Origin of the sequence: Belnapia rosea (assembly GCF_900101615.1) — a bacterium.
In the GTDB taxonomy this organism is placed as follows: domain Bacteria; phylum Pseudomonadota; class Alphaproteobacteria; order Acetobacterales; family Acetobacteraceae; genus Belnapia; species Belnapia rosea.
This window is the reverse complement of the sequence record NZ_FMZX01000004.1, coordinates 52144-76814: the sequence shown is the minus strand read 5'-3', so window position 1 is coordinate 76814 and position 24671 is coordinate 52144. Positions and strand designations below refer to the sequence as shown.

31 protein-coding genes are annotated in these 24671 nt (G+C 70.7%); 25 read left to right on the top strand and 6 right to left on the bottom strand.

Translation table 11 applies throughout. The features are described from left to right. Positions 1 to 290: 290 nt before the first annotated feature. Genes BLR02_RS10790 through BLR02_RS10780 form a run of 3 tightly spaced genes read right to left on the bottom strand, consistent with a single transcriptional unit; the run spans position 291 to position 1881 of the window. Entirely contained in the window at positions 291 to 866 is a 576-nt protein-coding gene (locus BLR02_RS10790) for a hypothetical protein (protein WP_090663022.1), read from the bottom strand. Beyond that, positions 866 to 1153, bottom strand: coding sequence for a helix-turn-helix domain-containing protein (locus tag BLR02_RS10785; protein ID WP_090663020.1), 288 nt, complete (start codon positions 1151 to 1153; stop codon positions 866 to 868). The genes BLR02_RS10790 and BLR02_RS10785 overlap by 1 nt, the downstream gene beginning before the upstream one ends. After that, entirely contained in the window at positions 1150 to 1881 is a 732-nt protein-coding gene (locus tag BLR02_RS10780) for a hypothetical protein (RefSeq protein ID WP_090663018.1), read from the bottom strand. The genes BLR02_RS10785 and BLR02_RS10780 overlap by 4 nt, the downstream gene beginning before the upstream one ends. 293 nt (positions 1882 to 2174) lie before the next feature. Between BLR02_RS10780 and BLR02_RS10775 the strand changes: the two genes are divergently transcribed. From BLR02_RS10775 to BLR02_RS10710, 15 genes are all read left to right on the top strand, one after another. After that, a complete protein-coding gene (locus tag BLR02_RS10775; protein WP_176849499.1) occupies positions 2175 to 2759 on the top strand; it encodes a sigma factor in 585 nt (194 codons plus the stop codon). Positions 2760 to 2825: 66 nt separating this feature from the next. Beyond that, the gene (locus BLR02_RS10770; RefSeq protein ID WP_090663015.1) at positions 2826 to 3200 is read left to right on the top strand and encodes a hypothetical protein; all 375 of its coding nucleotides are present in this window, start codon (positions 2826 to 2828) and stop codon (positions 3198 to 3200) included. Between the two features lie 8 nt (positions 3201 to 3208). Further along, positions 3209 to 3571 (top strand): hypothetical protein, encoded by a 363-nt coding sequence (locus BLR02_RS10765; RefSeq protein WP_143018096.1) that lies wholly within the window; start codon positions 3209 to 3211, stop codon positions 3569 to 3571. Then, positions 3568 to 3696, top strand: a complete 129-nt coding sequence (locus tag BLR02_RS30845; protein WP_281201045.1) for a hypothetical protein — start codon at positions 3568 to 3570, stop codon at positions 3694 to 3696. The genes BLR02_RS10765 and BLR02_RS30845 overlap by 4 nt, the downstream gene beginning before the upstream one ends. A 29-nt stretch (positions 3697 to 3725) precedes the next feature. Next, entirely contained in the window at positions 3726 to 4202 is a 477-nt protein-coding gene (locus BLR02_RS10760; protein WP_090663257.1) for a hypothetical protein, read from the top strand. Continuing rightward, on the top strand, positions 4202 to 4390 hold the full coding sequence (locus BLR02_RS10755) for a hypothetical protein (RefSeq protein WP_090663011.1): 189 nt from the start codon (positions 4202 to 4204) through the stop codon (positions 4388 to 4390). The genes BLR02_RS10760 and BLR02_RS10755 overlap by 1 nt, the downstream gene beginning before the upstream one ends. Then, positions 4390 to 5181, top strand: coding sequence for an ATP-binding protein (locus BLR02_RS10750; RefSeq protein WP_090663009.1), 792 nt, complete (start codon positions 4390 to 4392; stop codon positions 5179 to 5181). The genes BLR02_RS10755 and BLR02_RS10750 overlap by 1 nt, the downstream gene beginning before the upstream one ends. A 3-nt stretch (positions 5182 to 5184) precedes the next feature. After that, positions 5185 to 5724 carry a DUF669 domain-containing protein gene (locus BLR02_RS10745; RefSeq protein ID WP_090663007.1) on the top strand — a complete coding sequence of 180 codons (540 nt, stop codon included), beginning with the start codon at positions 5185 to 5187 and terminating at the stop codon, positions 5722 to 5724. Between the two features lie 58 nt (positions 5725 to 5782). Further along, positions 5783 to 6883 carry a PD-(D/E)XK nuclease family protein gene (locus tag BLR02_RS10740; protein WP_143018095.1) on the top strand — a complete coding sequence of 367 codons (1101 nt, stop codon included), beginning with the start codon at positions 5783 to 5785 and terminating at the stop codon, positions 6881 to 6883. Further along, positions 6880 to 8463 carry a DEAD/DEAH box helicase gene (locus tag BLR02_RS10735; protein ID WP_090663005.1) on the top strand — a complete coding sequence of 528 codons (1584 nt, stop codon included), beginning with the start codon at positions 6880 to 6882 and terminating at the stop codon, positions 8461 to 8463. Before BLR02_RS10740 ends, BLR02_RS10735 begins: the two co-directional genes overlap by 4 nt. Positions 8464 to 8561: 98 nt before the next feature. After that, positions 8562 to 8813, top strand: a complete 252-nt coding sequence (locus BLR02_RS28565) for a DUF6511 domain-containing protein (RefSeq protein WP_176849498.1) — start codon at positions 8562 to 8564, stop codon at positions 8811 to 8813. Beyond that, a complete protein-coding gene (locus tag BLR02_RS28560) occupies positions 8810 to 9433 on the top strand; it encodes a hypothetical protein (protein ID WP_143018094.1) in 624 nt (207 codons plus the stop codon). Before BLR02_RS28565 ends, BLR02_RS28560 begins: the two co-directional genes overlap by 4 nt. Further along, positions 9430 to 11751, top strand: coding sequence for a bifunctional DNA primase/polymerase (locus tag BLR02_RS10720; RefSeq protein ID WP_090662999.1), 2322 nt, complete (start codon positions 9430 to 9432; stop codon positions 11749 to 11751). The genes BLR02_RS28560 and BLR02_RS10720 overlap by 4 nt, the downstream gene beginning before the upstream one ends. A 220-nt stretch (positions 11752 to 11971) precedes the next feature. Further along, positions 11972 to 12202 (top strand): hypothetical protein, encoded by a 231-nt coding sequence (locus BLR02_RS10715; protein WP_090662997.1) that lies wholly within the window; start codon positions 11972 to 11974, stop codon positions 12200 to 12202. Continuing rightward, the gene (locus tag BLR02_RS10710; RefSeq protein WP_090662995.1) at positions 12192 to 12740 is read left to right on the top strand and encodes a hypothetical protein; all 549 of its coding nucleotides are present in this window, start codon (positions 12192 to 12194) and stop codon (positions 12738 to 12740) included. Before BLR02_RS10715 ends, BLR02_RS10710 begins: the two co-directional genes overlap by 11 nt. A gap of 12 nt (positions 12741 to 12752) precedes the next feature. Here the strand turns inward: BLR02_RS10710 and BLR02_RS28555 are convergent, their stop codons facing one another. Further along, a complete protein-coding gene (locus BLR02_RS28555) occupies positions 12753 to 12965 on the bottom strand; it encodes a hypothetical protein (RefSeq protein WP_143018093.1) in 213 nt (70 codons plus the stop codon). Positions 12966 to 13041: 76 nt separating this feature from the next. On the opposite strand from BLR02_RS28555, the gene BLR02_RS10705 reads away from it, so the two are divergent. Then, positions 13042 to 13383, top strand: a complete 342-nt coding sequence (locus BLR02_RS10705; protein WP_143018092.1) for a hypothetical protein — start codon at positions 13042 to 13044, stop codon at positions 13381 to 13383. Positions 13384 to 13490: 107 nt separating this feature from the next. Here BLR02_RS10705 and BLR02_RS10700 read toward each other — a convergent pair whose 3' ends face one another. After that, entirely contained in the window at positions 13491 to 13991 is a 501-nt protein-coding gene (locus BLR02_RS10700; protein WP_090662990.1) for a PDDEXK-like family protein, read from the bottom strand. Between the two features lie 425 nt (positions 13992 to 14416). Here BLR02_RS10700 and BLR02_RS10695 point away from each other — a divergent pair, with 425 nt between their 5' ends. Further along, positions 14417 to 15883, top strand: a complete 1467-nt coding sequence (locus tag BLR02_RS10695; protein ID WP_090663255.1) for a site-specific DNA-methyltransferase — start codon at positions 14417 to 14419, stop codon at positions 15881 to 15883. Continuing rightward, positions 15873 to 17117, top strand: a complete 1245-nt coding sequence (locus BLR02_RS10690; RefSeq protein ID WP_090662988.1) for a site-specific DNA-methyltransferase — start codon at positions 15873 to 15875, stop codon at positions 17115 to 17117. Before BLR02_RS10695 ends, BLR02_RS10690 begins: the two co-directional genes overlap by 11 nt. 4 nt (positions 17118 to 17121) lie before the next feature. Here the strand turns inward: BLR02_RS10690 and BLR02_RS10685 are convergent, their stop codons facing one another. After that, complete coding sequence (locus BLR02_RS10685) at positions 17122 to 17484, bottom strand: thiol-disulfide oxidoreductase DCC family protein (protein WP_090662986.1); 363 nt, start codon at positions 17482 to 17484, stop codon at positions 17122 to 17124. Positions 17485 to 17676: 192 nt separating this feature from the next. Between BLR02_RS10685 and BLR02_RS10680 the strand changes: the two genes are divergently transcribed. From BLR02_RS10680 to BLR02_RS10650, 7 genes are all read left to right on the top strand, one after another. Then, entirely contained in the window at positions 17677 to 17913 is a 237-nt protein-coding gene (locus BLR02_RS10680) for a hypothetical protein (protein ID WP_090662983.1), read from the top strand. 95 nt (positions 17914 to 18008) lie between these two features. Next, complete coding sequence (locus BLR02_RS10675) at positions 18009 to 18821, top strand: DUF3489 domain-containing protein (protein ID WP_245704734.1); 813 nt, start codon at positions 18009 to 18011, stop codon at positions 18819 to 18821. Positions 18822 to 18911: 90 nt separating this feature from the next. Beyond that, on the top strand, positions 18912 to 19427 hold the full coding sequence (locus BLR02_RS10670) for a MerR family transcriptional regulator (RefSeq protein WP_090662982.1): 516 nt from the start codon (positions 18912 to 18914) through the stop codon (positions 19425 to 19427). 4 nt (positions 19428 to 19431) lie between these two features. Continuing rightward, positions 19432 to 21351 (top strand): phage terminase large subunit family protein, encoded by a 1920-nt coding sequence (locus BLR02_RS10665; RefSeq protein ID WP_342670574.1) that lies wholly within the window; start codon positions 19432 to 19434, stop codon positions 21349 to 21351. Between the two features lie 11 nt (positions 21352 to 21362). Continuing rightward, entirely contained in the window at positions 21363 to 21599 is a 237-nt protein-coding gene (locus BLR02_RS10660; RefSeq protein ID WP_090662980.1) for a phage head-tail joining protein, read from the top strand. Beyond that, on the top strand, positions 21599 to 23101 hold the full coding sequence (locus BLR02_RS10655) for a phage portal protein (RefSeq protein WP_090662978.1): 1503 nt from the start codon (positions 21599 to 21601) through the stop codon (positions 23099 to 23101). Before BLR02_RS10660 ends, BLR02_RS10655 begins: the two co-directional genes overlap by 1 nt. Then, positions 23098 to 24585 carry a hypothetical protein gene (locus BLR02_RS10650; RefSeq protein ID WP_090662976.1) on the top strand — a complete coding sequence of 496 codons (1488 nt, stop codon included), beginning with the start codon at positions 23098 to 23100 and terminating at the stop codon, positions 24583 to 24585. The genes BLR02_RS10655 and BLR02_RS10650 overlap by 4 nt, the downstream gene beginning before the upstream one ends. The last annotated feature ends 86 nt before the right edge of the window (positions 24586 to 24671 follow it).

Below are 24671 nucleotides of genomic sequence, written 5' to 3'. Positions count from 1 at the left end.
CGGCGGCCAGTATGGCGCAGACCTCGCGGAGGTGGGGCGGCAGGTGGAGGTTGGCAGGGGTCGGCGAGGGCATCGGGATCCAGCACGCATTGTCCTGCCTATCCTCTACCGCCCTGCCGCGCGCCCCTTCTCAGTCGGCCGCTGCGTCGCCGCGCCATTCACGGCAGTGAGTGCCGAGGGGCGCCCGACATCCGGCTTCACTGTCGGCCAAATCCGGCTGAGCCGCAGCTTGATCGAACTGTCGCAAGGCACGTTGTCGGGCCCCAATTGCGCGGCGAACCAATCCTGGATCAGCCGCAGCCATTCCGCCTGCGTCGCCGGCGGCCCTGGGTCGTAGATCGTCTTCGCGATCTCGCACCAGCACCCCTCCAGTCGTACTTGGGCGGCGCTCCGCGTGACTTCTCTCGGCGCGGCGATGCGGTCGAGAACTCCACCTCCGGCCCGCCAGAGCCGAACCCCTGAGCCTCCTGGAAGCGCTCCATCTCGGCGCGACGCACCACCAGCGCCTGGCGCTCGACGAGCATGGTGGCACGCTCGCCGTCCTGGTCGGGGAGGTCGAGCACCTCGCCCTGCAGGCCCAGGAAGCGCCCGACGGCGTGCGAGCCGTTCCGCAAGACGGTCCACCCGTCGACGCGGCCGAGGTCCATCGTGCCGACGATCCAGCGCGTTCCGGTCGGGATGCTGAACGGCTGGCCGTCGGCATCCTCCTCGAGCTCGCTGGTCTCGACCCGCACCCCGCCGACGGCGACCGACAACGTCAGCTCGCCTTCCAGGACGTAGGCGGCGATGTCGGCGTCCGAGAGGGACCAGCGGTCGCAGAGCTCGGCCAGGCCGTAGAACGGCTTGCGGGGGAGAAGCCTCGCCATCACCTCTCCGTCCGATCAATCGCCCGCAGCCGGCGGTAGGCGCGCACGACCTTCGCCATGTCGGTGCGCATGTCGGGCGGGAGGCGCTGCGCTTCGACGAACACGTCGTCCAGGCACAGGCCCAGAATGGCGGCGGCGCGCTCGATCAGCTGGTCTCGGGGTGGGCTCTCCATGTCACGCTCGATCCGCGACCAGTAGGCCGCCGAGATGCCGAGGCGGTCGGCCATGTCCGTCATGCCGATTCCAAGCGCCGTCCGGCGCTCCCTGATGACCCTGCCGAAGCTCACAGCGCTGCTCCTTCAATCAGGCCGTAGCGTCGGATTCGCACGGCGATGAACCTGTCCGAGACGCCGAAGTCGCCGGCCAGCGCGGCCACGATCCCGGCCAGTGCGTCCGGTGGGGTTTCGCGGGCGAGGACCCTGGATCCGGGGCGTCCGCGATGTGGCGCGTGCACCATGCGCAGCCCTTCCGCCCGGGCATGCGCGACCAGGCGCAGGTGCAGGGGCGCCGCCGGCGCCAGCAGCGCCCCCATGAACTCGTTGGCGCGCCGCTCGGACAGCAGCGTGGCCCGGTCCAGGCAGCCGGGATCGACCGTCACCGACCGGTAGCGCCGCGCGGGCCCGTCCACCGCGGCCGGCACGTCGAACACGATGTGGCCGATCTCGTGCGCCGCCGTGCTGAGGGCCAGCTCGGGCCGGTTGGTCACCATCCCGGCGTTAACCGACACGAGCGCCAGGCCGGGTGCGGCCGGGTCGGTCTCGCAGATGCCGAGCACAGCCCGGCCGTCCTCGTCGTGCACCGCGTGGGCGAAGTCCCATGCCGCGGTGATGCGGCGGCGGTTCACCTCCAGCACGGTCGCGGCCGCGGCCAAGGCGCCGGCCTGCAGCGCCCAGGCGCTGTCCTGCCTCGCCACGGCCCGGCGCAGTTGCGCGGCGACGGCCCAGATGGCCTCGGCCGTCAGCCGATCGGGGACGCCGGTGCGCGGGTGATGGGCATAGGTCAGGGACACCGGCATCGCAGTAAGCCTCGGTTGATGACGTGACGGGTTAAGGCGCGTGTTCGTTGTATGTTCCCGTTCCGGCTTGAGTCCAGCAAAGCCGACACTGGCCGGCCATTAAATCTTCGAACCAACCCATTTGCGGGGCGCACGCGACAGCCCAAGCCCCGGAAGTCCCTGGTTTTCCTGCCGGACAAGAATGCGGCGCCGTGGCGTTGGCCGGCATTTATCGCCTTTGTTGGTCAATCGGCCGCGGCACGCCGTGGTCCGGTCCAGTCATCGACGCAGCCAGCGCGATGCCGGAGCCGGACATGGATACACAACGCCCCTCGAACGCCGCAGACAGCCCCGCCTGGGATCGCCCCCGGCTGCAACAGGCCCTCTCCACCGCCCGGTACCGCGCCTCCCGGGGCGGCCGCCGGCTGGGGCTCGCGGCAGCTGATCGGGAGGACCTCTGCCAGGACATCCTGGTGGCCCTGCTTCAGCGCAGCCGGCACTTCGATCCGGCCCGCGGTGCCTGGTCAACCTTCGTGGGGCTGGTCGCCCGCCACGTCGTCGCGGACCGCGCGCGACTCCAGCGGGAGCGACCTCAGCCGGTCTTCCTGTCGCTCGATCTGGACGGGTTCCCCAGCGGCTGCTCGGCGACGCAGCAGGATCACATCGACCCGGCCGTCATGCTCGACTTGCAGCGCGTGGCGGAGGACCTGCCAGCCGCCGCGCAATCGCTGCTCCGCCTGCTCGGTGCGGAGGGCGACGTGCCGAGCGCGCAGCTCGCCAGCCCGCAGTCCCGCCCCACCTTCTACCGCTCCGTCGCCGATCTCCGCTGCTGGCTGCACGCCTCGGGCCTGCGCCCGCAGCGCGCCCTGGCTCGCGCCGGCTCCGTCGGCACCCGCTGAGAAAATCGCGCGCCCCGGTCCGTAGAGAACAAGAGCCGGACCATGCGCTCCAGGGAGAGTCGACCGATGCACCTCGTGCACACCACCACCGTGCGGCCGCCTACCGCTGCATCCCATGCCCGGGCGACGCCAGCCGCCGTGATGAGCGAGCACAATCTCTGCGATCGTCTCGCCGATGCGCTGCCCGGCGACGTCATCACCTACCACATCGGCCTCCTGGCGCGGGACCGGGCGCCGCAGTCGCAGATGCTCAGCATCGAGCGTTGCCGCGAGCTGGGCGCCGTCGCGGACCGGGCCCTCCGACTGGCAGAGAGCGGCTGGGCGCATCTCGTGCAGCGCCGGATTGGCGAGGAGTGCTTCGCCTACCTGCTGATCGTGCGGCCTCGTCCGCGTCGCGGCACGGCACTGCCCGCCGCCGTCGCTCTCCGGCAGGCGGCGTGAGGTTGGCCGTGGGCAAGTCTTCCCGCGACAAGGGTCTGCGCCGCGAGCGGGCCATCGTCGACATCCACGTGAAGTGCGGGCTCCGCGCCGAGCGCGTGCCGCTGTCCGGCGCGGTCCGGTACCGCGGCAACGGCGCCGATGTCGACCTCTACGTCCGCGGCGCCGCGCCGGTGAAGGCCGAGGTCAAGGCGCGCGGCGAGGGCGACGGCTTCAAGACGCTGGAGCGCTGGCTCGGCGGCAACGACGCGCTCTTCCTCTGGCGCGACCGCGCGGCCCCCTTCGTCGTGCTGCCGCTGCATGTCTGGCTCGAGATCGCCGGTCGCAGCGTGCGGTGCGCCGAGCCCGGCGCAGTCGGCGGGCAGACGCCGTGACCCCGAGCACCGTCGCGCGCCTGCGGACCGTCCGCGACGCCCTCCGCTGCCTGGCCGGCGCCGCGCTGCTGGCCGGCGGCTTCGTCGCGCTCTGCCGGCTCGCCGATCTGGCGACAGTCCCATGAACACCACCGCTGCAACCGAGGGGACGAGCATGACCAACCGAACCACGCTGGCGCAGCTGCGCGAGATGGACGCCGGGCAGGCCGCAAGCCTGCCCGTCGATCGTCTGGCGTTGCTGCTCGACGAGGTCGCGGCGCTGAAGGCCGACGCCAAGCACCTCGCCGACCTGCTGCACGACGCGTTGCACACCCGCTACGGCGCCCTCGCCGCTGCGGTGCGTCGCGCCGAGGGCAAGGACACCGGCCGTGCCCGCATCGCCGACGAGGGCTTCGAGGTCGTCGCCGACCTGCCGAAGAAGGCGGCCTGGGACCAGCCGAAGCTGGCCGTGGCGGTGGCCACGATCCGCGGCTGGGGCGAGGACCCCGCCGACTACGTCACCACCGAGATCCGCGTGCCGGAGAGCCGCTTCACGGCCTGGCCGCCGCGCATCCGGGCCGTGTTCGAGCCGGCGCGCACCGTCGCCACCGGCCGCCCCTCCTACACCCTCGAACCGAAGGACGCTGCCTGATGGCGCACGAGCTCCGCATCCAGGTCGCCATCCCGCTCGACGGCGACGCCATGGCGCGCGCCAAGGACGTCGCCGCCTTCGAGCCGACGCTCGACGCCTTTGCTGAGGCGGTCGCGCGCGCCGGTGGCGACATCACGGTCGACGTTGTGAAGGCCAAGCCGCGCGCTTCGAAGGGGGAGGCGCACTGATGGCGATCTCCCTCCGATCGCTGCGGCGCGGCGGTGAGACGCGCCCGCCGCGGATCCTCGTCTACGGCGTGGCCGGCGTCGGCAAGACCCAGCTCGCCGCCGACGCGCCGAACCCGGTCTTCCTGCAGACCGAGGACGGCCTCGGCCGGATTGACGCCGCGACCTTCGGGCTGCTGCGCAGCTTCGACGCAGTGATGGAGGCGCTCGGCAGCCTCTACACCGAGGAGCACGACCACCAGACCGTGGTGCTCGACAGCCTCGACTGGCTGGAGCCGCTGGTCTGGCAGCACACGGCGCAGACCCACAACCAGCCGGACATCGAGTCCTTCGGCTACGTCAAGGGCTACCTCGCCGCGCTCGACACCTGGCGGGGCTTCCTCGACGGCGTGAACGCGCTGCGCGACGAGCGTGGCATGGGCGTGATCCTGATCGCCCATGCCGAGATCCGGCGCTTCGACAGCCCCGAGACCGAGCCCTACGACCGCTACCAGCCGAAGCTGCACCGCAGCGCCTCCGCGCTGGTGCAGGAGCATGTCGATGCCGTGCTCTTCGCGAACTACCGCGTCAGCACGCTGAAGTCGGATGTCGGCTTCAACAAGAAGGTGGTCCGCGGCGTCAGCGGCGGCGACCGCCTGCTGCACACCGCCGAGCGGCCGGCTTTCCTCGCGAAAAACCGCTTCGGCCTGACCGAGACGCTGCCGCTGTCCTGGCCCGAGCTCGCCGCCGGCATCCCCTTTTACGCGGCGCCGCCGGGCGCCGCCCCCGCCTCCACCACCGAAGCCCGGAGCTGACCCATGGCCTCCCTGAACGGAACCTTCGACGCGACCGAAGTCGCCCCCGCCGTCCCGCTCGAGGTGCTGCCGCCCGGCAAGTACCTCGCGCATCTGATCGAGAGCGAGATGCTGCCGACCAAGGCCGGCGACGGGCAGCTCCTGAAGCTGGTCTTCGAGGTGCTGGAGGGGCCGGCCGCCCGCCGGAAGATCTTCGACCAGCTGAACCTGGTGAACCGCAACGAGCAGACGGTCGAGATCGCGCAGCGCACGCTGTCGGCCATCTGCCACGCGGTGGGCCAGGTGCATGTCAGCGACAGCGAGCAGCTGCACTTCAAGCCGCTGATCGTGACGCTGAAGGTCGAGCCGGCCGGCAACGACAAGTACGGCGTCTACCGCGAGGCGCGGAACAAGGTTGCCGGCTACTCGGCCGCCAACGCCGGTGCGGCCACCGCCACCGCCTCGCGCCCGGTCACCCCGGGGCCCCGTCCGGCAGCCGCGGCACCCCCACCCGCTGCGCGCACCGGCGCCGCGGCGACCCCGCCCTGGCGCCGCAATGCCTGATCACCCGCCGGCAGGCCTCCCGCCTGCCGGCTTGCCTTCCTCCATCCAGGATGAGGTCATGGCTGTCCTTCCTCCGCCCGCATGTCCCACTGTCACCGCCATCTACGCCGCCTACGAGTCCGCGGCCGACAGCGGGTACCGCGCGCATCTCGGCGCATCGCTGATCGGCGCCGAGTGCGAGCGGGCGATCTGGTACTCCTTCCGCTGGGCAACGCGGGCCCGGCACACCGGCCGGCTGCTGCGGCTGTTCGAGACCGGCAATCTGGCCGAGGCGCGCTTCGTGGCCGACCTGCGCCGGATCGGCGTGACGGTCCTCGACGTGGATCCCGCGTCGGGACGCCAGTGGAACCTGCGTGACGCCTCCGGCCACTTCGGCGGCAGCATGGACGCGGTGGCGATTGGGCTGCCCGAGGCGCCGGCCACCTGGCACGTGTGCGAGTTCAAGACGCACAGCGCGAAGTCCTTCGCCAAGCTCAAGGTCGAGGGCGTCGCCGCCTCCAAGCCCCTGCACTGGGCGCAGATGCAAGCGTATATGCAGCTCGCCGGCCTCGAGCGGGCCCTCTACCTGGCGGTCTGCAAGGACACGGACGAGCTCTACCAGGAGCGCATCCGCCACGATGCCGAGGCAGGACTGCGCATCCTGGCCAAGGCGGAGCGCATCATCGGCGCAGCCCGGCCGCCGGCCCGCATCAGCCAGGACCCGGCCTGGTGGCAGTGCCGGTTCTGCGACCACCACGCCGTCTGCCATGCCGGTGCGGCGCCGGAGCGGCACTGCCGGTCCTGCCTGCACGCCTCACCGGTGGAGGGCGGCGACTGGCACTGCGCCCGGCACGCCGCGCCGCTCGACCGCCGCGCCCAGGAGGCCGGCTGCGCGGCCCATCTCTTCCTGCCGGATTTCGTAGCGGCCGAGCAGATCGATGCCGGCGAGGACTGGGTCAGCTACCGACTGCCGGACGGCACCGTGTGGCGAGACGGGGTGCCGGCTGCGCCCCTGGCAAGTGTGGTGTTCCCTCAGCCGTGCAGGGTCTGCGGCAGCACGACCTATCGTGTCGGGCCTGGGAAGGGGCCGCATATCGCCGAGCTGATCTGCGCCGACTGCGGTGGCAGCCGGCGCTGGCTGAGCAAAGCGGACGCCGCGGGCATGGGGATCGCGGCATGACCCTGTCGCTTCGCCCCTATCAGCGCGCCGCCATCGAGGCACTCTACGACTACTTCTCGGCCAGCAGCGGCAACCCGCTGGTCGTGATGCCGACCGGCACGGGCAAGAGCCTCTGCATCGCAGGCTTCACGCGCGAGGCGATCGCCGCCTTCGGCGACACCCGCGTCCTGATCCTCACCCACGTGAAGGAGCTCATCCAGCAGAACTTCATGGCGCTGCTCCGCGCCTGGCCTGAGGCGCCGGCTGGCATCTACTCGGCCGGGCTGTCGCGCCGCGACATCCACGCGCAGATCCTGTTCGCCGGCATCCAGTCCATCCACCGCCACGCGCGGCAGGTGCAGCGCTGCGACCTGGTGCTGATCGACGAGGCGCACCTGCTCGGCCGCGGCGACAGCGGCATGTACCGCTCCTTCCTGGCGCAGCTGAACGAGATCAACGCCGGCCTGCTGAAGGTCGTCGGCTTCACGGCCACCCCCTACCGGCTCGACAGCGGCATGCTGCACGAGGGCAAGGACCGGCTCTTCACTGACATCGCCTTCCAGGTGCCGGTGCTGGAGATGATCCAGCAGGGCTATCTCTGCCCCGTCGTCCCGAAGCAGACCGAGACCCAGCTGGATGTGGGCGGCGTCGGCACCCGCGGCGGGGAGTTCATCCCCAAGGACCTCGAGGCGGCGGTCGACCGCGACGAGGTCACGCGCGCCGCGGTGGCCGAGATCGTCCAGCACGGCGAAGGCCGCGGCTCCTGGCTGGTCTTCTGCTCCGGCGTGGCCCATGCCCGCCACGTGCGCGACGCCATCCGCGAGCACGGCATCTCGGCCGAGACCGTCACCGGTGACACGCCCGGGCCCGAGCGGGACGGCATCCTGGCCGCCTTCAAGGCGGGGCGGCTGCGCTGCGTCACCAACGCCAATGTGCTGACCACCGGCTTCGACGCGCCTGGCACCGACCTCATCGCGCTGCTGCGCCCCACGAAGAGCGTCGGCCTTTACGTCCAGATGGTCGGCCGCGGCACGCGCCTCGCCGAGGGCAAGGATGACTGCCTGGTGCTGGACTTCGCCGGCAACACGGCGCGGCACGGCCCGATCGACACCGTGGACGGCCGAAAGAAGGAACCAGCCGGCGATGGCGAGGCACCGATCAAGGTCTGCCCGGAATGCCAGACCATCAACCACGCCAGCGCGCGGCACTGCATCGATTGCGACCATGAGTTCCCACCGCCGGTCGTGAAGGTGGCGCCGCAGGCGGCGTCGAACGCACTGCTGTCGACGCAGATCCAGCCGGTCTGGTGCGACGTGACCGGCATCACCTATGCGCGCCACGACAAGCCTGGGAAGCCCGCTTCGCTGCGGGTGACATACGAATGTGGCCTCGCGCGCCACAGCGAATGGGTCTGCTTCGAGCATACCGGCTTCCCGCGGGACAAGGCCGTGGGTTGGTGGCGGCGGCGTGCCGGCAATCTGCCGCCACCCGCGACAGTGGATGCCGCGCTCGAACAGCTGGACCAGCTGCGTCGTCCCATCGCGATCCAGGTGCGGCCGGCGAGCCAGTACACCGAGATCACCGCCGCGAGGTTCGTGTGAGATGCGCCGCCTGCCGCCTCCGCACCGCCCGCGGCTTCGGCTGGTTCGATCCGCGCGTGCGGACCAGCCTGCCACTGCCAGCCTGTTCCATGCGCTGCATGAGCGCGCTCTGCCGGAGGTGGGGCGTGGTTGATCCCGACGAGCACGAGATCGCCGCCATAGCGGCTGCCAGCCCCATGGCGGGCGAATACCTGGAAAGCATCGGCAAGACCGATCTCGCGGTGCTGACCGAGGCCGAATGGCTGACACTGCTGGAGGTGATCATCACCGCCTACCAGGATGAACTCGCTCGCTTGCTGGATCAGGGACGGCACCCGGCGCCACCGCTCGCTGCTGGTGGCCGGCCGTGAGCGGCGTCACCTCTGCCCGCGAGGTCGCGCGCCGGCTCGGCCTCTCGCACACCGCCATTCAGAACGCCGAACGTGCTGGACGCATCGCGCGGGAAGAGGACGGAAGCTGGGACGTGGAGAGCGTCCAGCGAGGTCTATCGGGAAAGTCACCTCGCAAGCGTCACGCCAAAGCTGATGTAGCGCCAGATCAGGACGGCGCCGCAGATGATGCTCCCCGCCCAGTCGGTGTAAGCGGTATCGCCTCGACCCGCGAGCTTGCCCGCCGCCTTGGCTGCTCCCACACCTCCCTGCAGAAGGCAGAGCGATCCGGCCGCATCGCGCGGGAACCGAATGGCCGCTGGGATGTGGAGAAGGTGCGCGCGGGCCTCAAAACGCGGGCCGCCCCCACGCAGCGTGCGCCACACGGCTCGCGGGGGCCGTGGGCCAAGCCTGCGCAGTACTTCGCCAAGCTCGACACGGACATCATCGGCCCGGTCCGCAACATCCATACGGAGCTTGAATCTGCACGTCGCGCGCTCCAGCGCGCTGCCGAGCAGATTGCCGCCCTCTATCCCGAAATTCTTCGTCTGGAGCGCGCCTGCGACGCGGCCATTGCCGCGCAGGAGCGTGGCAGCGAATGACAGACGCTCCCTCCTTCATGGCCGACTACGGTGAGCGCCTGGTCGACAACGGCTATTCGGTCATCCCCATCATGCCGGGCACGAAGGTGCCGGGGCGGTTCACCGGGGGGGAATGGTCGCCCTATCCCGACTGGACCCGGCATTGCGACCGGCCGACGAAGCCCTTCGAGGTGGACATCTGGCGCCGCTGGCCAGGCTGCGGCGTAGGCATCGCCACCGGCGCCGTGGTGGGCATCGACATCGACATCCTGGACGGCGCGTTGGCCATCCAGATCGCCGAGCTCGCCACCTCCATGCTGGGCGACACCCTCTGCCTGCGCATCGGCCGTGCCCCCAAGCGGCTGCTGGTCTATCGCGCCGCCACCCCCTTCGCAGGCCGGAAGCGCCATCCCCTCGAGCTGCTGGCCCACGGCCAGCAATTCGTCGCCTACGCCGTGCACCCGGACACCGGTCGCCCCTATGAATGGCCGGAGGACAGCCTGGTGGAGCTGCCGCTGTCCCGGCTGCCGGTGGTGGATGAGGCCAGTTGCGCAGCTTTCCTGGACGCTGCCTGGGCGCTCGTGCCGGACGAGGTCCGGGTCAACTCGATCCTGGCGGACGTACCGACCAGTACCTGGCGCGGTCCCAGCGACCCGAAGGGCACGCGGGACGCCATCGCCGCGGCGCTGGCTTGGCTGCCGAATGAGGACCTGCCGGGCAACGAATGGATCACCGTCGGCGCCGCCATCAAGGCCGCGATCGGCGAGGAGGGGCGCGACCTCTGGCTCGACTGGTCGCGGCGGTCCGGGAAGTCGGGCCAGTCAGGCCGATCGGACACCCCCGAGCGGCGCTGGGCCTCGCTGCGGCCGCACAGCGTCGGCGCGGGGAAGATCTACTGGCTGGCCGAGCAGCGCGGCTGGGTGCCGGATCCGGCGCTGACGCTGAACGGCACGGCAGCCGAGCAGGCGGCACAGCCGCATCCCGCGGCGGGCCTCCTGGCGAAGGTCGCGGTCGCTCCGCTGCCGATCGCGCCGCCACCGAAGCCCTATCGCGTCCCGCCCGAGCTGCTGCAGGTGGATGGCGCGCTGCGCATGTTCGTGGACTACGCCACCGCCAGCGCGGTGAGCCCGCAGCCGTTCCTATCCCTCGGTGCCGCCATTTGCCTGGTGGGCGCGATCGCCGGCCGCCGGTATCGCACGCCGACCGACCTGCGGAGCAACGTCTACGCCATCGGGATCGCCGACAGCGGTGGCGGGAAGGACCACGCCCGGCGATGCGCGAAGCGCGCGATCTACGCCGCGGGCCTGGACCGATACCTTGGCGGCGAGGATCTCGCCTCGTCGGCGGGGCTGCTCACGTCGCTGCAGCGGCATCCCGCCCGCCTGTTCCAGGTGGACGAATTCGGCCAGTTCCTGAAGCTGGTCCTGAACCAGCGCGCGCCGGCGCATAAGGCGGCGATCTGGTCCGAACTGACGAAGCTCTATACCTCGGCAGCCGAGCCCTACATCGGCGCCGAGTACGCCGACCAGAAGGCGCGGCCGCGCGTCACCATCGAGCAGCCCTGCGCCTGCATCTGGGGCGTCACCGTCCCGGGGCCATTCTGGTCGGCGCTGGAGGGGGGCGCGCTAGCAGACGGCTCTATCGCCCGCTTCCTGGTCTTCCTGACCGACGAGGACTACCCGGAGCGCAATGAAACGCCGGCGTCGATGGACCCGCCGGCCGATCTCGTCACCGCCATCAAGGCGATCGCCCGCGGCGTGCCCGGGCACAGCCACGGCGGCAATATCGCCGACGCGATGGAGGCATCAGCGCCCATCCACGCCTACACCGTGCCGCTCAGCGCGGACGCCCAGGCGGCCATGGCGGTCGTCCGGCGAGAAGCTACCGACCTGCTGCGCTCGCACCGCGGGACCTACGCGACCGCCCTGTTCGGCCGCTATGCCGAAAACACCGCGAAGCTGGCCATGATCGCCGCCGTCAGTCGCGAGCCGACGCGGCCGGTGACGGAGGCGGGAGACGTCGCCTGGGCGTCCCGCCTGGTCGAGCACTGCGTCGCCACGATGCTCCGCGAGGCCGAGCGCCGGGTCTCCGACAACGACACGGAGGCCAAGCACAAGCGGCTGCTGGAGATCATCCGCGAGGGCGGGCGCCAGTCGCGCAGCGACGTCACGCGGCGCTCGCAATTCCTGTCGCGCCGCGAGCGGGAGGAGATCCTCGCCTCGCTCGTCGAGGCGGGACTGGTCGTCGCCGAGCAGGAGTCCGGCGCGACGAAGCCGAGCACCTTCTACACCGCGGTCGCGCCGAGCCGACCGCCGCTCTTCACGGAGATCCCGCGATGAAGAATCTCGTCGGCATGAACAATCTCCTGGCCGAAACCCCAGGCGGGAGGCCGGCTCGCGGCGGATCTTCAATAATTCAATTTTTCCCGCGCACACGCGACTGGACACCCGCGCGCGCCCTCGGGCTCGGAGAGAGACCCATTGAATTATCATTATTATTGAATTTTCTCCCCTCCCCAGGGGACGCCCGCGCGCTCGCGCGCCAGGCAACGGCCCGCGCATGACGCTGCCCGGCGCACCACGCTCGCCGAGGTCCTCGCTCGACCGCGGCACCCGCAGCCCGACCACCACGCCCGAGATGGAGATGCTGCGCCGCCGCGTCTGGCAGCAGCAGGGCGTCGTCTCGCTGCACCTCGAGGACATCACCGACCCCTGGCTGCGCCAGGCGGTCCAGAACGAGGCCGTGCGGCGCTGGGGCCCGCGGCGGCAGGAGAACCCCCATGGCCGGTAAGCGGAAGGCGAAGACCCCGAAGCGGGACGAGGCGCTCGGCCCGTCGAAGTGGCGGCTGCAGCACGGCGGCTTCTCGGAGCCGATCCGGGACGCCGACCCCGAGACCGGCAGCCCGGTCCAGCATCGCCGCGCCGTGGACACGCTCGGGCTGATGCTCGCCAACGGCACCGTGACGCCGCAGATGCATGAGGCGGGATGCATCTTCAGGACGCTGTTCCGCAGCGCCGCAATCGACAGCATGTCCACCTCACAGCTGATCCGACTGCCTGGTGCCACGGCGGACGGCATCTCGAACCGCCAGCTCGAGGCCCGGCGGCGCGTTGCCAATGCCATCGACGCATTGGGCGGGCATGAGAGCCCGGCGGGCTCCTGCGCCTGGTTCGTCGTGGGGCTCGAGTTCTCGGTGCGCGAATGGGCCATGCGGCAGGGCTGGGCTGGTCGCACGGTGCATGGTCCGGTGGCACAGGGCATCCTCGTCGGCGCCCTGGGCACGCTGGCCATGCACTTCGGGCTCGTGCCCCGGCAGCGGGCGGCGTGACGCGTGGCGGCGTCACTCGGAGCCGAGGATGTACGCCACGGCCTCGGCGATCAGGGTGAACGGCAGCGCAGGGTGGTGCGCCAGGACAGCTTCGCGCACCGCCCGGCCGCCGGCGTCGCCCGGCCGGGGGAAGGCCCCTGGCCGACATCGGGCGGCCCGTACAGCAGTCAGCGCGGCATCGCTCAGCCATGGCGGCTGGGGACATGGCGGGGCGCCGTCGGACATGGCCGACGATAGCTCCCCCTTGGAGAACAAGAAAAGAACACGCTACCAGGCGCGGGAACCAAAAGGAGCTGACGCCATGGCCGCTCGCAGGCCTGCACGGGTGCGTGCCGTTGATGCGGCCATCGCCCGCCTAATGGCGCTCGCGGCGAAGGGCGTGCAGCCGCCCCGCATGGCGCGCGAGGTCGAGGTGATCGTCGCCGAATGGCTGCGCGCGCCGGAGGCCGACCCGTCCGAAGCGAAGGGCTGGCTCGACGAACTGCGCGAGCAGATCGCCATCGGCGTAGGCGATGCCGAGGAGCAGGTTTCCGACATCGACAGCAGCGAGCCAGCCGCGGTGAAGCAGGCACAGGCCACATTGGCTGCGCTGGTCGCCACGCGGGACGCCGCGGAACGTGCGCGTGCTGCTGTCCGTAGCTGAGCGGCCGGGCTGCACTCTCGCGGGCCCTGACACGCCCCTTCGTCTCGGCTGATGAGCTGACGCTGAGCAGACCGCTTGTTGCCCCAGCAGGTGCCAAGGAAGGGGCGTTACTTGATGGTCACCGGCCGCTTCCTGAGCGGCTTGCCGATCGCGTCCTCGGGCTTCGTGAGCGCCGCGTCGATGAGGTGCCACGCGCCGAGGAACTCGGTGCCGCGCACCTTCCCGATGTCGAGGATGGCCCTCGTGTTGTAGCGCTTCCCACGCTTCCTCACCTCTGCGGGCGGAAGGACGTAGTAGGTCGGCGGCTCGTCGAGGCCGTTGAGAATCACGCAGACGTAGATCACACCGTCCAGAATTCGCGAGAGATCAGGATTGAGCGGCCATCCGACGTTCCTCTTGTGGGCGATGGCCTTCACCTGGATGCAGATCGCCCGGCCGTCCTTCTCGGCGAAAAGGTCGACGGCCTTCGCGTTGCCCATGGTCAGGGAGACCGAGTAGCCACGTTTCGCAAGTTCGGCCGCGACGAACATTTCGCCCGCGATGTGTGTGTTCGTGCCGCTCGCGCGCGGCTTCTTGGGGGCCGCCGCGGTGGGCGCTTTCTGCTCCATGTCTAGGCTCCAGAGAACCTGCTCGGACGGTCGCGCGTCAGCCAATGCGCAGGGTCAACCCGCTGACCACTGGGCCGGCCAATCGGCCGAGCCACCAACGCCATATCAGCCGGGCGGCCCTGTTACAATTCACCCCGTGGCGGCACGTGAATCGTTGGTGGTAGGTCTCAGGAACGTCGAGATCGTGTAGCTCGACGCCGCCGCGGCTCACCAGCCACAGCGTCGCTCCATCGAGACAGTGGCTCTCGAGCCGCAGGGTCCTTCCTGGCCCAGCTGTATGCGGGGGGCGGAAGCGCGCAACATCGCTAGCGCCAGGCGGAAAATATGGGTTGCGGTTTGCAGCCTTCGCCCGCGGCTTCAAATCGATAGCTGCAAACCGACGCCGCGCCGCGGCCCTGCAAACCACCTGCAAACCGGATGGCATCATGACGCTCCCCTGGATGGCGGCGAAGATCCTGCTGCGTCCGGTGGCGGAGCTTCGCCCGCATGCCGGCAACGCCCGCGTCCACAGCCCTGAGCAGCTGGAGCAGATCAAGGCCAGCGTGATGGCCTTCGGCTTCACCAACCCGCTGCTGGTGGACGAGGACGGCGTACTGATCGCCGGCCATGGTCGCCTCGAGGCGGCGTCCGCGCTCGGCATGGCCAAGGTGCCGGTGATCGTGCTGCGGCACCTCTCCGCGGCGCAGAAGGAGGCGCTGCGGCTCGCCGACAACCGCATTGCCGAGAACGCGACCTGGGACCAGGCGCTGCTGCGTGACGCGCTGTCCAGCGTCCAGGCGGCCGAGATTGATCTCGCCGCACTCGGCTTCTCGGCGGATGAGCTCGCAGACATCCTCGCGGCGGCTGGAGATGCTGTATCCGACGGCGACGCGCCCGAGGCTCTGTCTGCGGATCCCGCCGAGGGGGGCGGTGCAGCGGGCACGGCAGGCGCCGAGGATGCGCCGGCGGACGATCCCGCCGACGCCGATCCGGAGCCGCCGCGCCAGGCCGTCACCCGTCCCGGCGATCTCTGGCTGCTGGGCGACCATCGCCTGCTCTGCGGCGACAGCACCGACGCCGCCAGCGTGGCGCGCGTCATGGGCCAGGACCGCGCCGCGCTGCTGTTCACCAGCCCGCCCTATGGGAACCAGCGCGACTACACCACCGGCGGCGGCACAGATTGGGACGCCCTGATGCAGGGCGTGTTCCAGCATCTCGACGCGTCCATGCGGCCTGACGGCCAGGTCCTGGTGAACCTCGGGCTGATCCATCGCGACAATGAATGGATCCCCTACTGGTCCGGCTGGCTGGACTGGATGCGCGCCCGTGGTTGGCGCCGGTTCGGGCTCTACACCTGGGACCAGGGGCCCGGCCTGCCCGGCGACTGGAATGGGCGCCTTGCGCCGGCCTTCGAGTTCGTCTTCCACTTCAATCGCCAGTCCCGCCAGGCAAACAAGATCGTCCCCTGCAAATGGGCTGGCACGCCGAACAAGGGTAGCGGGCTGCGCGCCGCCGACGGCACCATCTCGGAATACCAGCATGCCGGCCTGCCGGTGCAGGACTTCCGGATTCCCGACAACGTGCTCCGCCTGACCCGCCACAAGGGGCGCGGTATCGAGACCGAGCACCCCGCGGTGTTCCCGGTGGTGCTGCCCGAGTTCCTGATGCGGGCGTACACCGACGAGAGCGACGTAGTGTTCGAGCCCTTTGGCGGCTCCGGCACAACGATCCTGGCCGGCCGGCGCACCGGCCGCCGCGTGCGCGCGATCGAGCTCGCCCCGGCCTATGTCGACCTGGCGATTGCGCGCTGGCGGATGTTGCATCCCGATGCGCCTGTCATCCTGGCGGACGATGACCGCGACTATGACGCCGTCGCCGCGGCGCGGCAGGAGGTCACGGCCGATGCAGCTTGATCTCATGGTGAGCAGCGCGCCGGTCGCATCCCTCGTGCCCTATGCCGAGAATGCCCGCACGCATTCGCCCTCTCAGGTGGCGCAGATCGCAGCCTCCATCGCCGAATTCGGCTTCGTGAATCCGGTGCTGGTGGACGCCGAGAGCGTGCTGATCGCCGGCCACGGACGCGTCATGGCCGCGAAGCAGCTGGGCCTCATCTCCGTGCCGGTGCTGCGGCTTGGCCATCTCTCCCCCGCGCAGGCGCGTGCGCTGCGCCTGGCCGACAACCAGATCGCGTTGAACTCGGGCTGGGACGAGGCGCTGCTCGCCGCCGAGATTGCGCGCATCCGCGATGAGGCGGTCGTCGACCTCGACGTGCTGGGCTTCTCCGGCATGGAGCTCGACCGGTTGCTGGCCGCGGCCGATGCCGGCGTCGGCGATGATGCCGACGACGCGCCACCGCCGCCCGTGGTGCCGGTCACCCGGGCCGGCGACCTCTGGCGCTGTGGCGAGCACCGCCTGCTCTGCGGCGACGCGACACAACTGGCCGACGTGCAGCGCGCGCTCGGTGCCGGCCATTTGGCGGACATGGGCTTCGTCGATCCGCCCTACAACGTTGCCTACGAGGGCGGCACCGCCGCCAAGATGACCATTGCGAATGACGCGCTCGGCGGCAGCTTTCCGGAGTTCCTACGTCCCGCGCTGGCCAATCTGCTCTCGGTCACGAAGGGCGCCTGCTACGTCTGCATGTCCTCGTCCGAGTGGCCGACCCTGCATCGCGTCTGGCAGGAGGTGGGTGGCAAATGGTCCAGCACCATCATCTGGGCGAAGAACACCTTCGCGCTTGGCCGCGCCGACTACCACCAGCAATTCGAGGCCATGCTCTACGGCTGGAAGGCCGGCGCGCAGCACTACTGGTGCGGCGCGCGCGACCAGGGGAATGTCTGGCACTTCGACAAGCCGGCCCGCAACGACCTGCATCCGACGATGAAGCCCGTGGCGCTGGTCGAGCGCGCCATCCGCAACAGCAGCAAGCCGCGCGACACGGTGCTGGACTGCTTCGGTGGCTCCGGCACCACCATGATCGCAGCCAAGCGCACCGGGCGGCGCGCCGTGCTGCTGGAGATCGACCCCGCCTATGCCGACGTCATCGTGCGGCGCTGGCAGGAGGCGACGGGCGAAGCCGCCGTGCTGGAGGGTGACGAGCGGATCTTTGCGGACATCGCGTCGTGCCGGGCCGCCGCCGCGTCGTAGCGTGTCACCGCCAGAGTCGCCGGACGCGCAGGAAGACGCGGTATCCGATCTCCAGGACGGGAAGCACGATCGGCGATGCTGCGAGCCGCCCGGCCCATGCGAGCTTCGGGAGCTGCTGCCAGATTTCGGCGAAGGCGGCGGCACCGGACGCCAGGCTGCCGTCCGCGCGCCGTACATGCATGCGCGCCAGCGCCGCATCACGCGACAGGCCAGGACCGAGCCCGTTCGCATCGCAGGCGGTGACGTCGATGAAGTCGAGCCGTTCCGCGCCTTGGACCTTGCGGTACTGACCGATCTCGCGTGAGCAGATGGGGCACGCGCCATCGTAGTAGACGGTCGTGGTGGGTGCGGTGCTGGACGTGTTCATGCCGCAGACATGGCCCCTCGGTTGCTCTGCGCCAGGGCGCCAATCTTGGGAGCGGCGGGGATCATCTGTCGATCCGAAAAGTTAAATCAAAGCAATAAGATAACGCTGCATCTTGCTTGGCTCGTGTGCGCCACAGCGCGAATGGTCCGTCACACGCAGAGCACCCCGCCCTGCACCACGACGGAGACGACCATGACCGACCGCGAAGCCCGCGCCACCCGCAACCAGGAACGCAGCCTGGCCGCCTTCCTCGCGAAGAAGGCCGAGTTCGACGCCCTCCTCGCCGAACTCACGCAGGCCAGCGCGGACCATTTCGGCGCTGATCCGGAGACGGTGCTCTGGGGCGAAGCGGCCTGGCTTTCGGATGCCACCGCGAAGCTGAAGGACATCGCGGATCAGCATTTCCGCCGCGGCGAATACGCCTGCTGAAGCAGGCCACTCCCGCACCGCCCCGACCGGCAGCGCCGGCGGGGCTTCCGGCAGTAGGGGCCGATGACAGGCACCCGGAACCGGAGACCACCACGATGACCAAGCTTTCCGATAGCCAGCGCGTGATTCTGAGCGCCGCCGCGCAGCACGAGATGGGCCTCGCGCGCGCGCCGAAGACCCTGCCGGCCGCCGCCCGCAACGCGGTGCTTCGCAGCCTGATCAAGAACAACCTGCTCACCGAGATCAACGCCCCGCGGGAGCATGTCGGGCTCGGCTGGCGCCAGGATGACGACGGAACCTGGATCGTGGCGCGCATCACCGACGAGGGACTGCGCGCCATCGGCATCGACCCGAATGAAGGCGACGCGGCGGCCGGCGAGCCCGACTGCTCCGGCATTGAGGGCAGCGTGCCCGACACGGCGCGCACGGGCGCGGACGACGCCGCCGAGGGGGATGCCCCCGCGGAGGAAACCGAACACGCCCAGGGCTCGCCCACACCTGCCCCGCGCGCCAGCCTGCGCGACGCCGCTGCGGCGGTTCTGGCCGCCTGGGACGCCAGCCCGGCGCAGGACGCGACCGACAACCCGATCAGCCGCGCCATCGAAGTCCTCCGCGCCGCCCTCGCCGGCAAGCCCGCCCGCGTCGCGCGCGAGCCCGGCGCCCCGCGGAAGCCGCGCGAAGGCACGAAGCAGGAGCAGGTCCTCGCCCTGCTCCGCCGCGAGGAGGGCGCCACCATCGCGCAGATCTGCGAGGCCACAGGCTGGCAGGGTCACACGGTCCGCGGCTTCTTCGCGGGCCTGAAGAAGCGCCAGGGGATCGAGGTGCAGGTGCTGGAGCGCGTCCGCCAGGTCGGCCCGAACAAGGAAGGCGCCCGCGGCTCCTACACAGTCTACCACCTGCCGGCCTGACCACGGAGCCGGACACGTCGAGGGCCCGCCGCCGGACGGTAGCGGGCCCTTGCTCGTGATGACCATCACGTGCGGCGGGAGGTCGCCGCCATGCCGGAACTCACCGCCTCCACGCGCGAGGCCGCCCGTCGCCTCGGCGTCAGCGACACCGCCATCCACAAGGCCGAACGGGCTGGCCGCATCGCCCGCGAGCCGGACGGCCAGTGGGACATCGACAAGACCCGCCGCCGCCTGACTGAGACCGCCGATCCCGCCCGCTCGCCCCTGGCCAGTAGCGCCGGCGCGGATGGCACGCCGTTCGCCCGGCTGAAGGTCGCGCAGCTCGCACTGAAGGTGGAGGCGCAGCGCCTCTCGCTGGACGAGACCAAGCGCCGCCTGGTTGATGTCACCGAGGCGAATGCCGCACTCGACGAGATCGGCAGCACCATGCGCGACGCGCTGCTGAACTGGCCGGCCCGCGTCGCCGGCCTGATCGCCGCCGAGATCAGCGTCGACCCACATTTGCTGCAGACCATCCTGCAGAGCCACATCAACGACCTGCTGACGGAGGCGGCCGATCGCTTCGATCCAGCAGGCCTCGGAGGGGACCGGTCTCCGCAGCCGTGAGCATGTGCGCCGCCGCGTCGGCGCCATGCTGCGTCCACCGCCGCAGCTCACCGTCTCGGAATGGGCCGAGCGCCACCGCATGCTGGGCAGCCGCGCCTCGGCCGAACCGGGCCCCTGGCGGACCAGCCGCACGCCCTACCTCAAGGACGTGATGGACGCGCTGTCGGCGGTGCACCCCGCCCGGCGCGTCGTCTTCATGAAGGGCGCTCAGGTCGGCGCCACCGAGAGCGGCAACAACTGGCTCGGCTACATCATGCACCACGTGCCGGCACCCGCCCTGGCGGTGCAGCCGACCGTGGAACTGGCCAAGCGCTTCTCGCGCCAGCGCATCGACCCGCTGCTGGAGGAAACGCCGGCGCTGCGGGAGCGCGTCGCCCCGGCTCGTGCCCGCGACAGCGGCAACACGATGCTGTCGAAGGAATTCCCCGGCGGCATCCTCGTGCTGACCGGCGCGAACAGCGCGGTCGGGCTGCGCTCGATGACCGCGCGGTTCCTGTTTCTCGACGAGGTGGATGCCTATCCCGGCGACGTCGCCGGCGAGGGTGATCCCATCGCGCTCGCCGAGGCGCGCGCCCGCACCTTCGGCTGGCGGCGCAAGGCCTTCCTGGTCAGCACGCCGACCATCTCTGGCCGCAGCCGGATCGAGCGGGAGTATCTGGCCAGCGACCAGCGCCGGTTCTTCGTGCCGTGCACGGAATGCGGGGAGATGCAGTGGCTGCGCTTTGAGCGGCTGCTCTGGGAGAAGGGTGCGCCGGAGACGGCGCGGTATCACTGCGCGGCCTGCGACCACCCGATGCAGGAGCACGACAAGACCGCGATGCTCGGCGGCGGGGAGTGGCGCGCGATGGCCGAGGGCCAGGATCCGCACACCATCGGCTTTCACATCTCGGCGCTCTACTCGCCGGTGGGCTGGCTGTCCTGGGCGCAGATCGCCCGGGATTGGGAGGCCGCCCAGGGCAAGCCCGAGGACATCAAGACTTTCAAGAACACCGTGCTCGGCGAGACCTGGCAGGAGCAAGGCGAGGCGCCGGATTGGGAGCGCCTGGTCGAGCGCCGTGAGGATTTCCGGATGGGCGTCGTCCCGCCCGGCGCGCTGGTGCTGACCGCCGGCGTGGACGTCCAGGACGACCGCCTGGAATGCGACGTCTGGGGGTGGGCCGAGGGCTTCTCCTCCTGGCTCGTCGACCACGTGGTGATCCCGGGCAGCCCGCGGGACCGGGAGCCTTGGGATGAGTTGGCCCGCCTCCTAGGCCGCGACTGGCCGCGGCACGGCGGCGGCGCGATGCGCATCGCGAGGCTCTGCGTCGACACCGGCGGCCGCGACACCGCCGCGGTTTATGGCCACCTGCGGCGCCTCCGGGATCCGCGCATCGCGCCGACCAAGGGGATCGACGGCTGGAACCGGGCGCAGCCCGTCCAAGGCCCGACGCCGGTGGACGCGCTGGTCAACGGTCAGAAGCTCCGCCGCGGCCTGAAGCTCTGGACCGTCTCGGTCTCGACCTGGAAGGCGGATCTCTATCGCCGGCTCTGGCTCGGCCGCGGCGATGCCGAGGAGTTGCCGCCCGGCTGGGTGCATCTGCCGCGCGCGATCGACGTCGAATGGATCAAGCAGCTGGTCGCCGAGCAGCTGCGCACCACGAAGGATCGCCGCGGCTTTGCCCGTCAGGAATGGGCCAAGCTGCGGGAGCGGAACGAGGCGCTGGACTGCGCCGTGCTGGCGCGCGCGGCGCTCTGGCTGATCGGCGCCGATCGCTATGGCGAGCAGTTCTGGGCACGGCTGCGGGCTGAGGCGGCGGATGCGCCGCTCACCGCATCACCATCGCCAGCACCCGCGGCGGCACCGGCAACAGCGCCAACCCAGGTCGTATCTGACACGCAGCGCCCGCGTGGCTGGCTCGCGCCACGCAATGGCTGGCTTCGCTGAAGGAGGACGTGATGGACCCCACCGTCCTCGCCTGGGCGCTGGCCCAACCCGCTGGCACCCGTGCCGCCGTGCTCGCCGCCGCCTTCACCGGCGGCACCACGCGCGTGACCTTCGACGGACGCACCGTGGAATACCGCTCTCTGGATGAGCTCGGCCGCGCGCTATCCGTCCTGCACGCTGCGGAGAACACCGCCGCGCGCCGCCCCAGCGTGACCTTCGCCAGCTTCTCCCGCGAGGGAACCAGGTGATGGGCCGCCTTCGTGATGCCTGGTACGCGCTCCGGGGTTATGCCGCCGCCCAGGACAGCCGCGCCTCGAGCTGGGCTGCTTCCGGCAGCAGCGCCACGGCGGAGGTCGGTGCTGCGGCGCCCACCGTCGCGCGCCGCGCCCGCGACGCCGTGCGCAACGACCCCTACGCGGCCCGCATCGTCGATCTCTGGACCGGGAACGCGGTGGGAGCCGGCATCACCACCCGCTGGCCAGACAAGCCGCATGCCGAGGCCTGGCGCCGCTGGTCGGACAGCACGGCCTGTGACGCCGAGGGGCGGCTCGACCTCTACGGCCTGCAGGCGCTGGTCATGCGCGCGGTGGTCGAGAGCGGTGAGTGCTTCGTCCGGCTGCTGCCCGCCGCCATCACACCGACCAACCCGATCGGCCTGCGGCTCCAGGTGCTGGAGAGCGATCACCTCGACACCGCCCGCAACGGGGTAGTCGAGGGCCTGCCCACGCTGCAGGGCATCGCCCTTGGCGACGCTGGCGAGCCCGCCGCCTACTGGCTGCACCGCATCCACCCCGGCGCCTCCTGGCTGACCCCCTCGGGCGGTCGGCTCACCAGCGAGGCGGTGCCGGCCCGCGACGTGCTGCACATCTACCGCAAGCGCCGCCCCGGCCAGCTGCGCGACGTGTCCTGGCTGGCGCCGGTGCTGACCCGGCTGCGCGACCTCGGCGATTACGAGGCTGCCCTGCTCATGAAGGCGAAGATTGAGGCCTGCCTGGCCGCGGTCGTCTCGGAGGATGGCGACGAGGCCATGACCGGCCCGGCGTCGGGCCTGCTGCGCGACGCCCAGGGCCGGACGGTCGAGAGCTTCGAGCCCGGCATGATCTTGTACCGCAGGGGCATGGGCTCGGTGGAGGTGGTCAATCCGAGTGGGGGTGGATCGCATGCCGCCTTCGCGCGGCGCGCGCTGGAGGCTTCCGCGGTCGGCACCGGCCTCACCTACGACCAGGTCGCCGGCGATCTCACTCAGGCGAACTACTCCAGCCTGCGCGCCGGCAAGATCGAGTTCCGCCGCCTGTGCGAGCAGGTGCAGTACGGCATGCTCATCCCGATGCTGGTGCGGCCGATCGCGGACCGCTTCCACGCGCAGGGCGCGCTGCTCGGGCTCTGGGGTGCTGACGTGCCTGAGGGCCTGTCGCACGTCCCCCCGGCGCACGAGATGATCGATCCGCTCAAGGACACCACGGCGCTCATTGCGCAGGTGCGCGCGGGCTTCGTGCCGCAGCCCGAGGCGGTCGGCGCCTTTGGCTACGACTTCCGCCAGGTCGTCGAGATGATCCGCGAGGCCAATGCCCTGCTCGATGAGGCGGGCCTCTCGCTCGACAGCGATCCGCGCCGCGTCGCCAAGTCCGGCGCGGCCCAGGACGCCGCCCAGCTCACCGCCATCGAGATCGCCGCCACCGGTGCCGCATCGCCCCGTGCTGATGCACCGGCCGATGCGGGCGCCGCCCCCAATCCAGGAGCTTCCCCATGATCCCAGGCGGCTATGACTGGGCCGACGACATGCTCCGGGTCAAAAGCATGCGCCGGCGCTTCCGCGACAATTTTGGTGGCGACGCGATCAACCCGACCCGCTGGGAGGTGCTCTCCACCGGCAGCGGCATGACGCTGTCCGTGGCGAACGGCACCGCGCTGATCTCCACCGGCACGACGTTGGATGACGAGCTGGTCCTGCTCAGCCGCCAGAGCTTCATGTTGCCGCTGCGGGCGATGGTGGCGCTGAACCTCAGTCAGCGCATCGCCGGCCAAACCGCCTGGCTGGAACTCACCAGCGTCACGCCAGAAACAGGCGTGCCCGACGAGCGCAACATCGTCGCCTGGCGCCTGGACGGAATCAGCGCGACCCTGGCGAACTACGAGGTCGGCAGCGATGCAGCGCCGCGGCTCGGCACCGCCTCCGGTGTCACTATCCCCACCACCGCGCCGGCCGGCTGGTCGGTGCTGGAGCTCGAGCCCAACAGCGACGAATGCTACTTCCACGGCCGCGCGCTCGACGGCACCGGCCTGCGTGCCAACTCCTACGCCCGCCAGCAACAGCTGCCCGACCCCTCGGCGCTGTATCGCCTTCGCATCCGCGTGCGGAACCGGCAGATCTTCCATGGCATCTCGGCGGTGGCGAACAACGGCAGCGGCGCAGTGCGCATCACCCGCGCCGCGCATGGCTATGCGACCTCGGATTCCGTGACGGTGGCCAATGTCGCCGGCGTGCCGGGGGCGAATGGCACCTTCACCATCACGGTCATCGACGCGAGCAACTTCGACCTGATCGGGTCGAGCTTCACCGGCGCCTATGTGAATACCGGCTGGGCGACGATCAGTCGCAACCTGGCGCCGGCCTCGAACACCGACCTGCGGCTGCAGTTCGTCTCGATCTCCGACTATGCCGAGCTCACCACCGCCATCACCGCCGGTCGCGCAAACGCGGTCGCCGGCCAGGGTATCGGGGTCAACGTGCTCAGCGCCGCCGCCCCCGCGCTCAGCGTGGTCGGCGGCCAGGCGCGCAACACGGCGGGTGCCGTGCCGGTGCTGGCGGCCACGGGCTATTCAGCGAACCCCGTGGCAGTGACGACAGCGCGCGGTGTCGACCTGCTGGCGACGCTGATCGGTGCGATCGTCACCAAGCCCTATGCCATCCCCGAGGCCGACTGGACCTATGCGGGCCCGCTGGCCGGCATCGCCACCGGCAGCGACACCGCGGTGCAGGCCGCGGGCGGTGCTGGCATCCGCCGCTACGTGACCGGGATGCAGGTACAGAACGCCAGCGCCACGGCCACGGAGTTCCAGATCCGCGACGGCACCACGCCGGTCTGGCGCGCGCTGCTGCCGGCCAATCTCGGCCCCACCAACATCGACTTCCCGACCCCGCTCCGCACCACCGCGAATGCCGCACTGAACATCCAGGCGCTGACGGCCGGCGCGGTGGTGATCGCTAACCTCCAGGGCTTCACGGCGCCCTAAGCCCAGGACCTTCCTCATGACAGAACCGATCGAACCGGCGGGGCCCAGCCCCGCGCCGGATCCCGACGCTGCGCCCGATCGACTTC

Coding starts and splice junctions, on each gene's coding strand:
- BLR02_RS10690 (WP_090662988.1), top strand. CDS start 15,873: ATGCAGCTTGATCTCATGGTGAGCAGCGCGCCGGTCGCATCCCTCGTG.
- BLR02_RS10755 (WP_090663011.1), top strand. CDS start 4,202: ATGGCGCACGAGCTCCGCATCCAGGTCGCCATCCCGCTCGACGGCGAC.
- BLR02_RS10735 (WP_090663005.1), top strand. CDS start 6,880: ATGACCCTGTCGCTTCGCCCCTATCAGCGCGCCGCCATCGAGGCACTC.
- BLR02_RS10760 (WP_090663257.1), top strand. CDS start 3,726: ATGACCAACCGAACCACGCTGGCGCAGCTGCGCGAGATGGACGCCGGG.
- BLR02_RS10660 (WP_090662980.1), top strand. CDS start 21,363: ATGGACCCCACCGTCCTCGCCTGGGCGCTGGCCCAACCCGCTGGCACC.
- BLR02_RS10720 (WP_090662999.1), top strand. CDS start 9,430: ATGACAGACGCTCCCTCCTTCATGGCCGACTACGGTGAGCGCCTGGTC.
- BLR02_RS10700 (WP_090662990.1), bottom strand. CDS start 13,991: ATGGAGCAGAAAGCGCCCACCGCGGCGGCCCCCAAGAAGCCGCGCGCG.
- BLR02_RS10650 (WP_090662976.1), top strand. CDS start 23,098: ATGATCCCAGGCGGCTATGACTGGGCCGACGACATGCTCCGGGTCAAA.
- BLR02_RS10710 (WP_090662995.1), top strand. CDS start 12,192: ATGGCCGGTAAGCGGAAGGCGAAGACCCCGAAGCGGGACGAGGCGCTC.
- BLR02_RS10775 (WP_176849499.1), top strand. CDS start 2,175: ATGGATACACAACGCCCCTCGAACGCCGCAGACAGCCCCGCCTGGGAT.
- BLR02_RS10750 (WP_090663009.1), top strand. CDS start 4,390: ATGGCGATCTCCCTCCGATCGCTGCGGCGCGGCGGTGAGACGCGCCCG.
- BLR02_RS10790 (WP_090663022.1), bottom strand. CDS start 866: ATGGCGAGGCTTCTCCCCCGCAAGCCGTTCTACGGCCTGGCCGAGCTC.
- BLR02_RS10740 (WP_143018095.1), top strand. CDS start 5,783: ATGGCTGTCCTTCCTCCGCCCGCATGTCCCACTGTCACCGCCATCTAC.
- BLR02_RS10655 (WP_090662978.1), top strand. CDS start 21,599: ATGGGCCGCCTTCGTGATGCCTGGTACGCGCTCCGGGGTTATGCCGCC.
- BLR02_RS10780 (WP_090663018.1), bottom strand. CDS start 1,881: ATGCCGGTGTCCCTGACCTATGCCCATCACCCGCGCACCGGCGTCCCC.
- BLR02_RS10685 (WP_090662986.1), bottom strand. CDS start 17,484: ATGAACACGTCCAGCACCGCACCCACCACGACCGTCTACTACGATGGC.
- BLR02_RS10680 (WP_090662983.1), top strand. CDS start 17,677: ATGACCGACCGCGAAGCCCGCGCCACCCGCAACCAGGAACGCAGCCTG.
- BLR02_RS10770 (WP_090663015.1), top strand. CDS start 2,826: ATGCACCTCGTGCACACCACCACCGTGCGGCCGCCTACCGCTGCATCC.
- BLR02_RS10705 (WP_143018092.1), top strand. CDS start 13,042: ATGGCCGCTCGCAGGCCTGCACGGGTGCGTGCCGTTGATGCGGCCATC.
- BLR02_RS10695 (WP_090663255.1), top strand. CDS start 14,417: ATGACGCTCCCCTGGATGGCGGCGAAGATCCTGCTGCGTCCGGTGGCG.
- BLR02_RS28565 (WP_176849498.1), top strand. CDS start 8,562: ATGAGCGCGCTCTGCCGGAGGTGGGGCGTGGTTGATCCCGACGAGCAC.
- BLR02_RS10675 (WP_245704734.1), top strand. CDS start 18,009: ATGACCAAGCTTTCCGATAGCCAGCGCGTGATTCTGAGCGCCGCCGCG.
- BLR02_RS28555 (WP_143018093.1), bottom strand. CDS start 12,965: ATGTCCGACGGCGCCCCGCCATGTCCCCAGCCGCCATGGCTGAGCGAT.
- BLR02_RS10715 (WP_090662997.1), top strand. CDS start 11,972: ATGACGCTGCCCGGCGCACCACGCTCGCCGAGGTCCTCGCTCGACCGC.
- BLR02_RS10745 (WP_090663007.1), top strand. CDS start 5,185: ATGGCCTCCCTGAACGGAACCTTCGACGCGACCGAAGTCGCCCCCGCC.
- BLR02_RS10670 (WP_090662982.1), top strand. CDS start 18,912: ATGCCGGAACTCACCGCCTCCACGCGCGAGGCCGCCCGTCGCCTCGGC.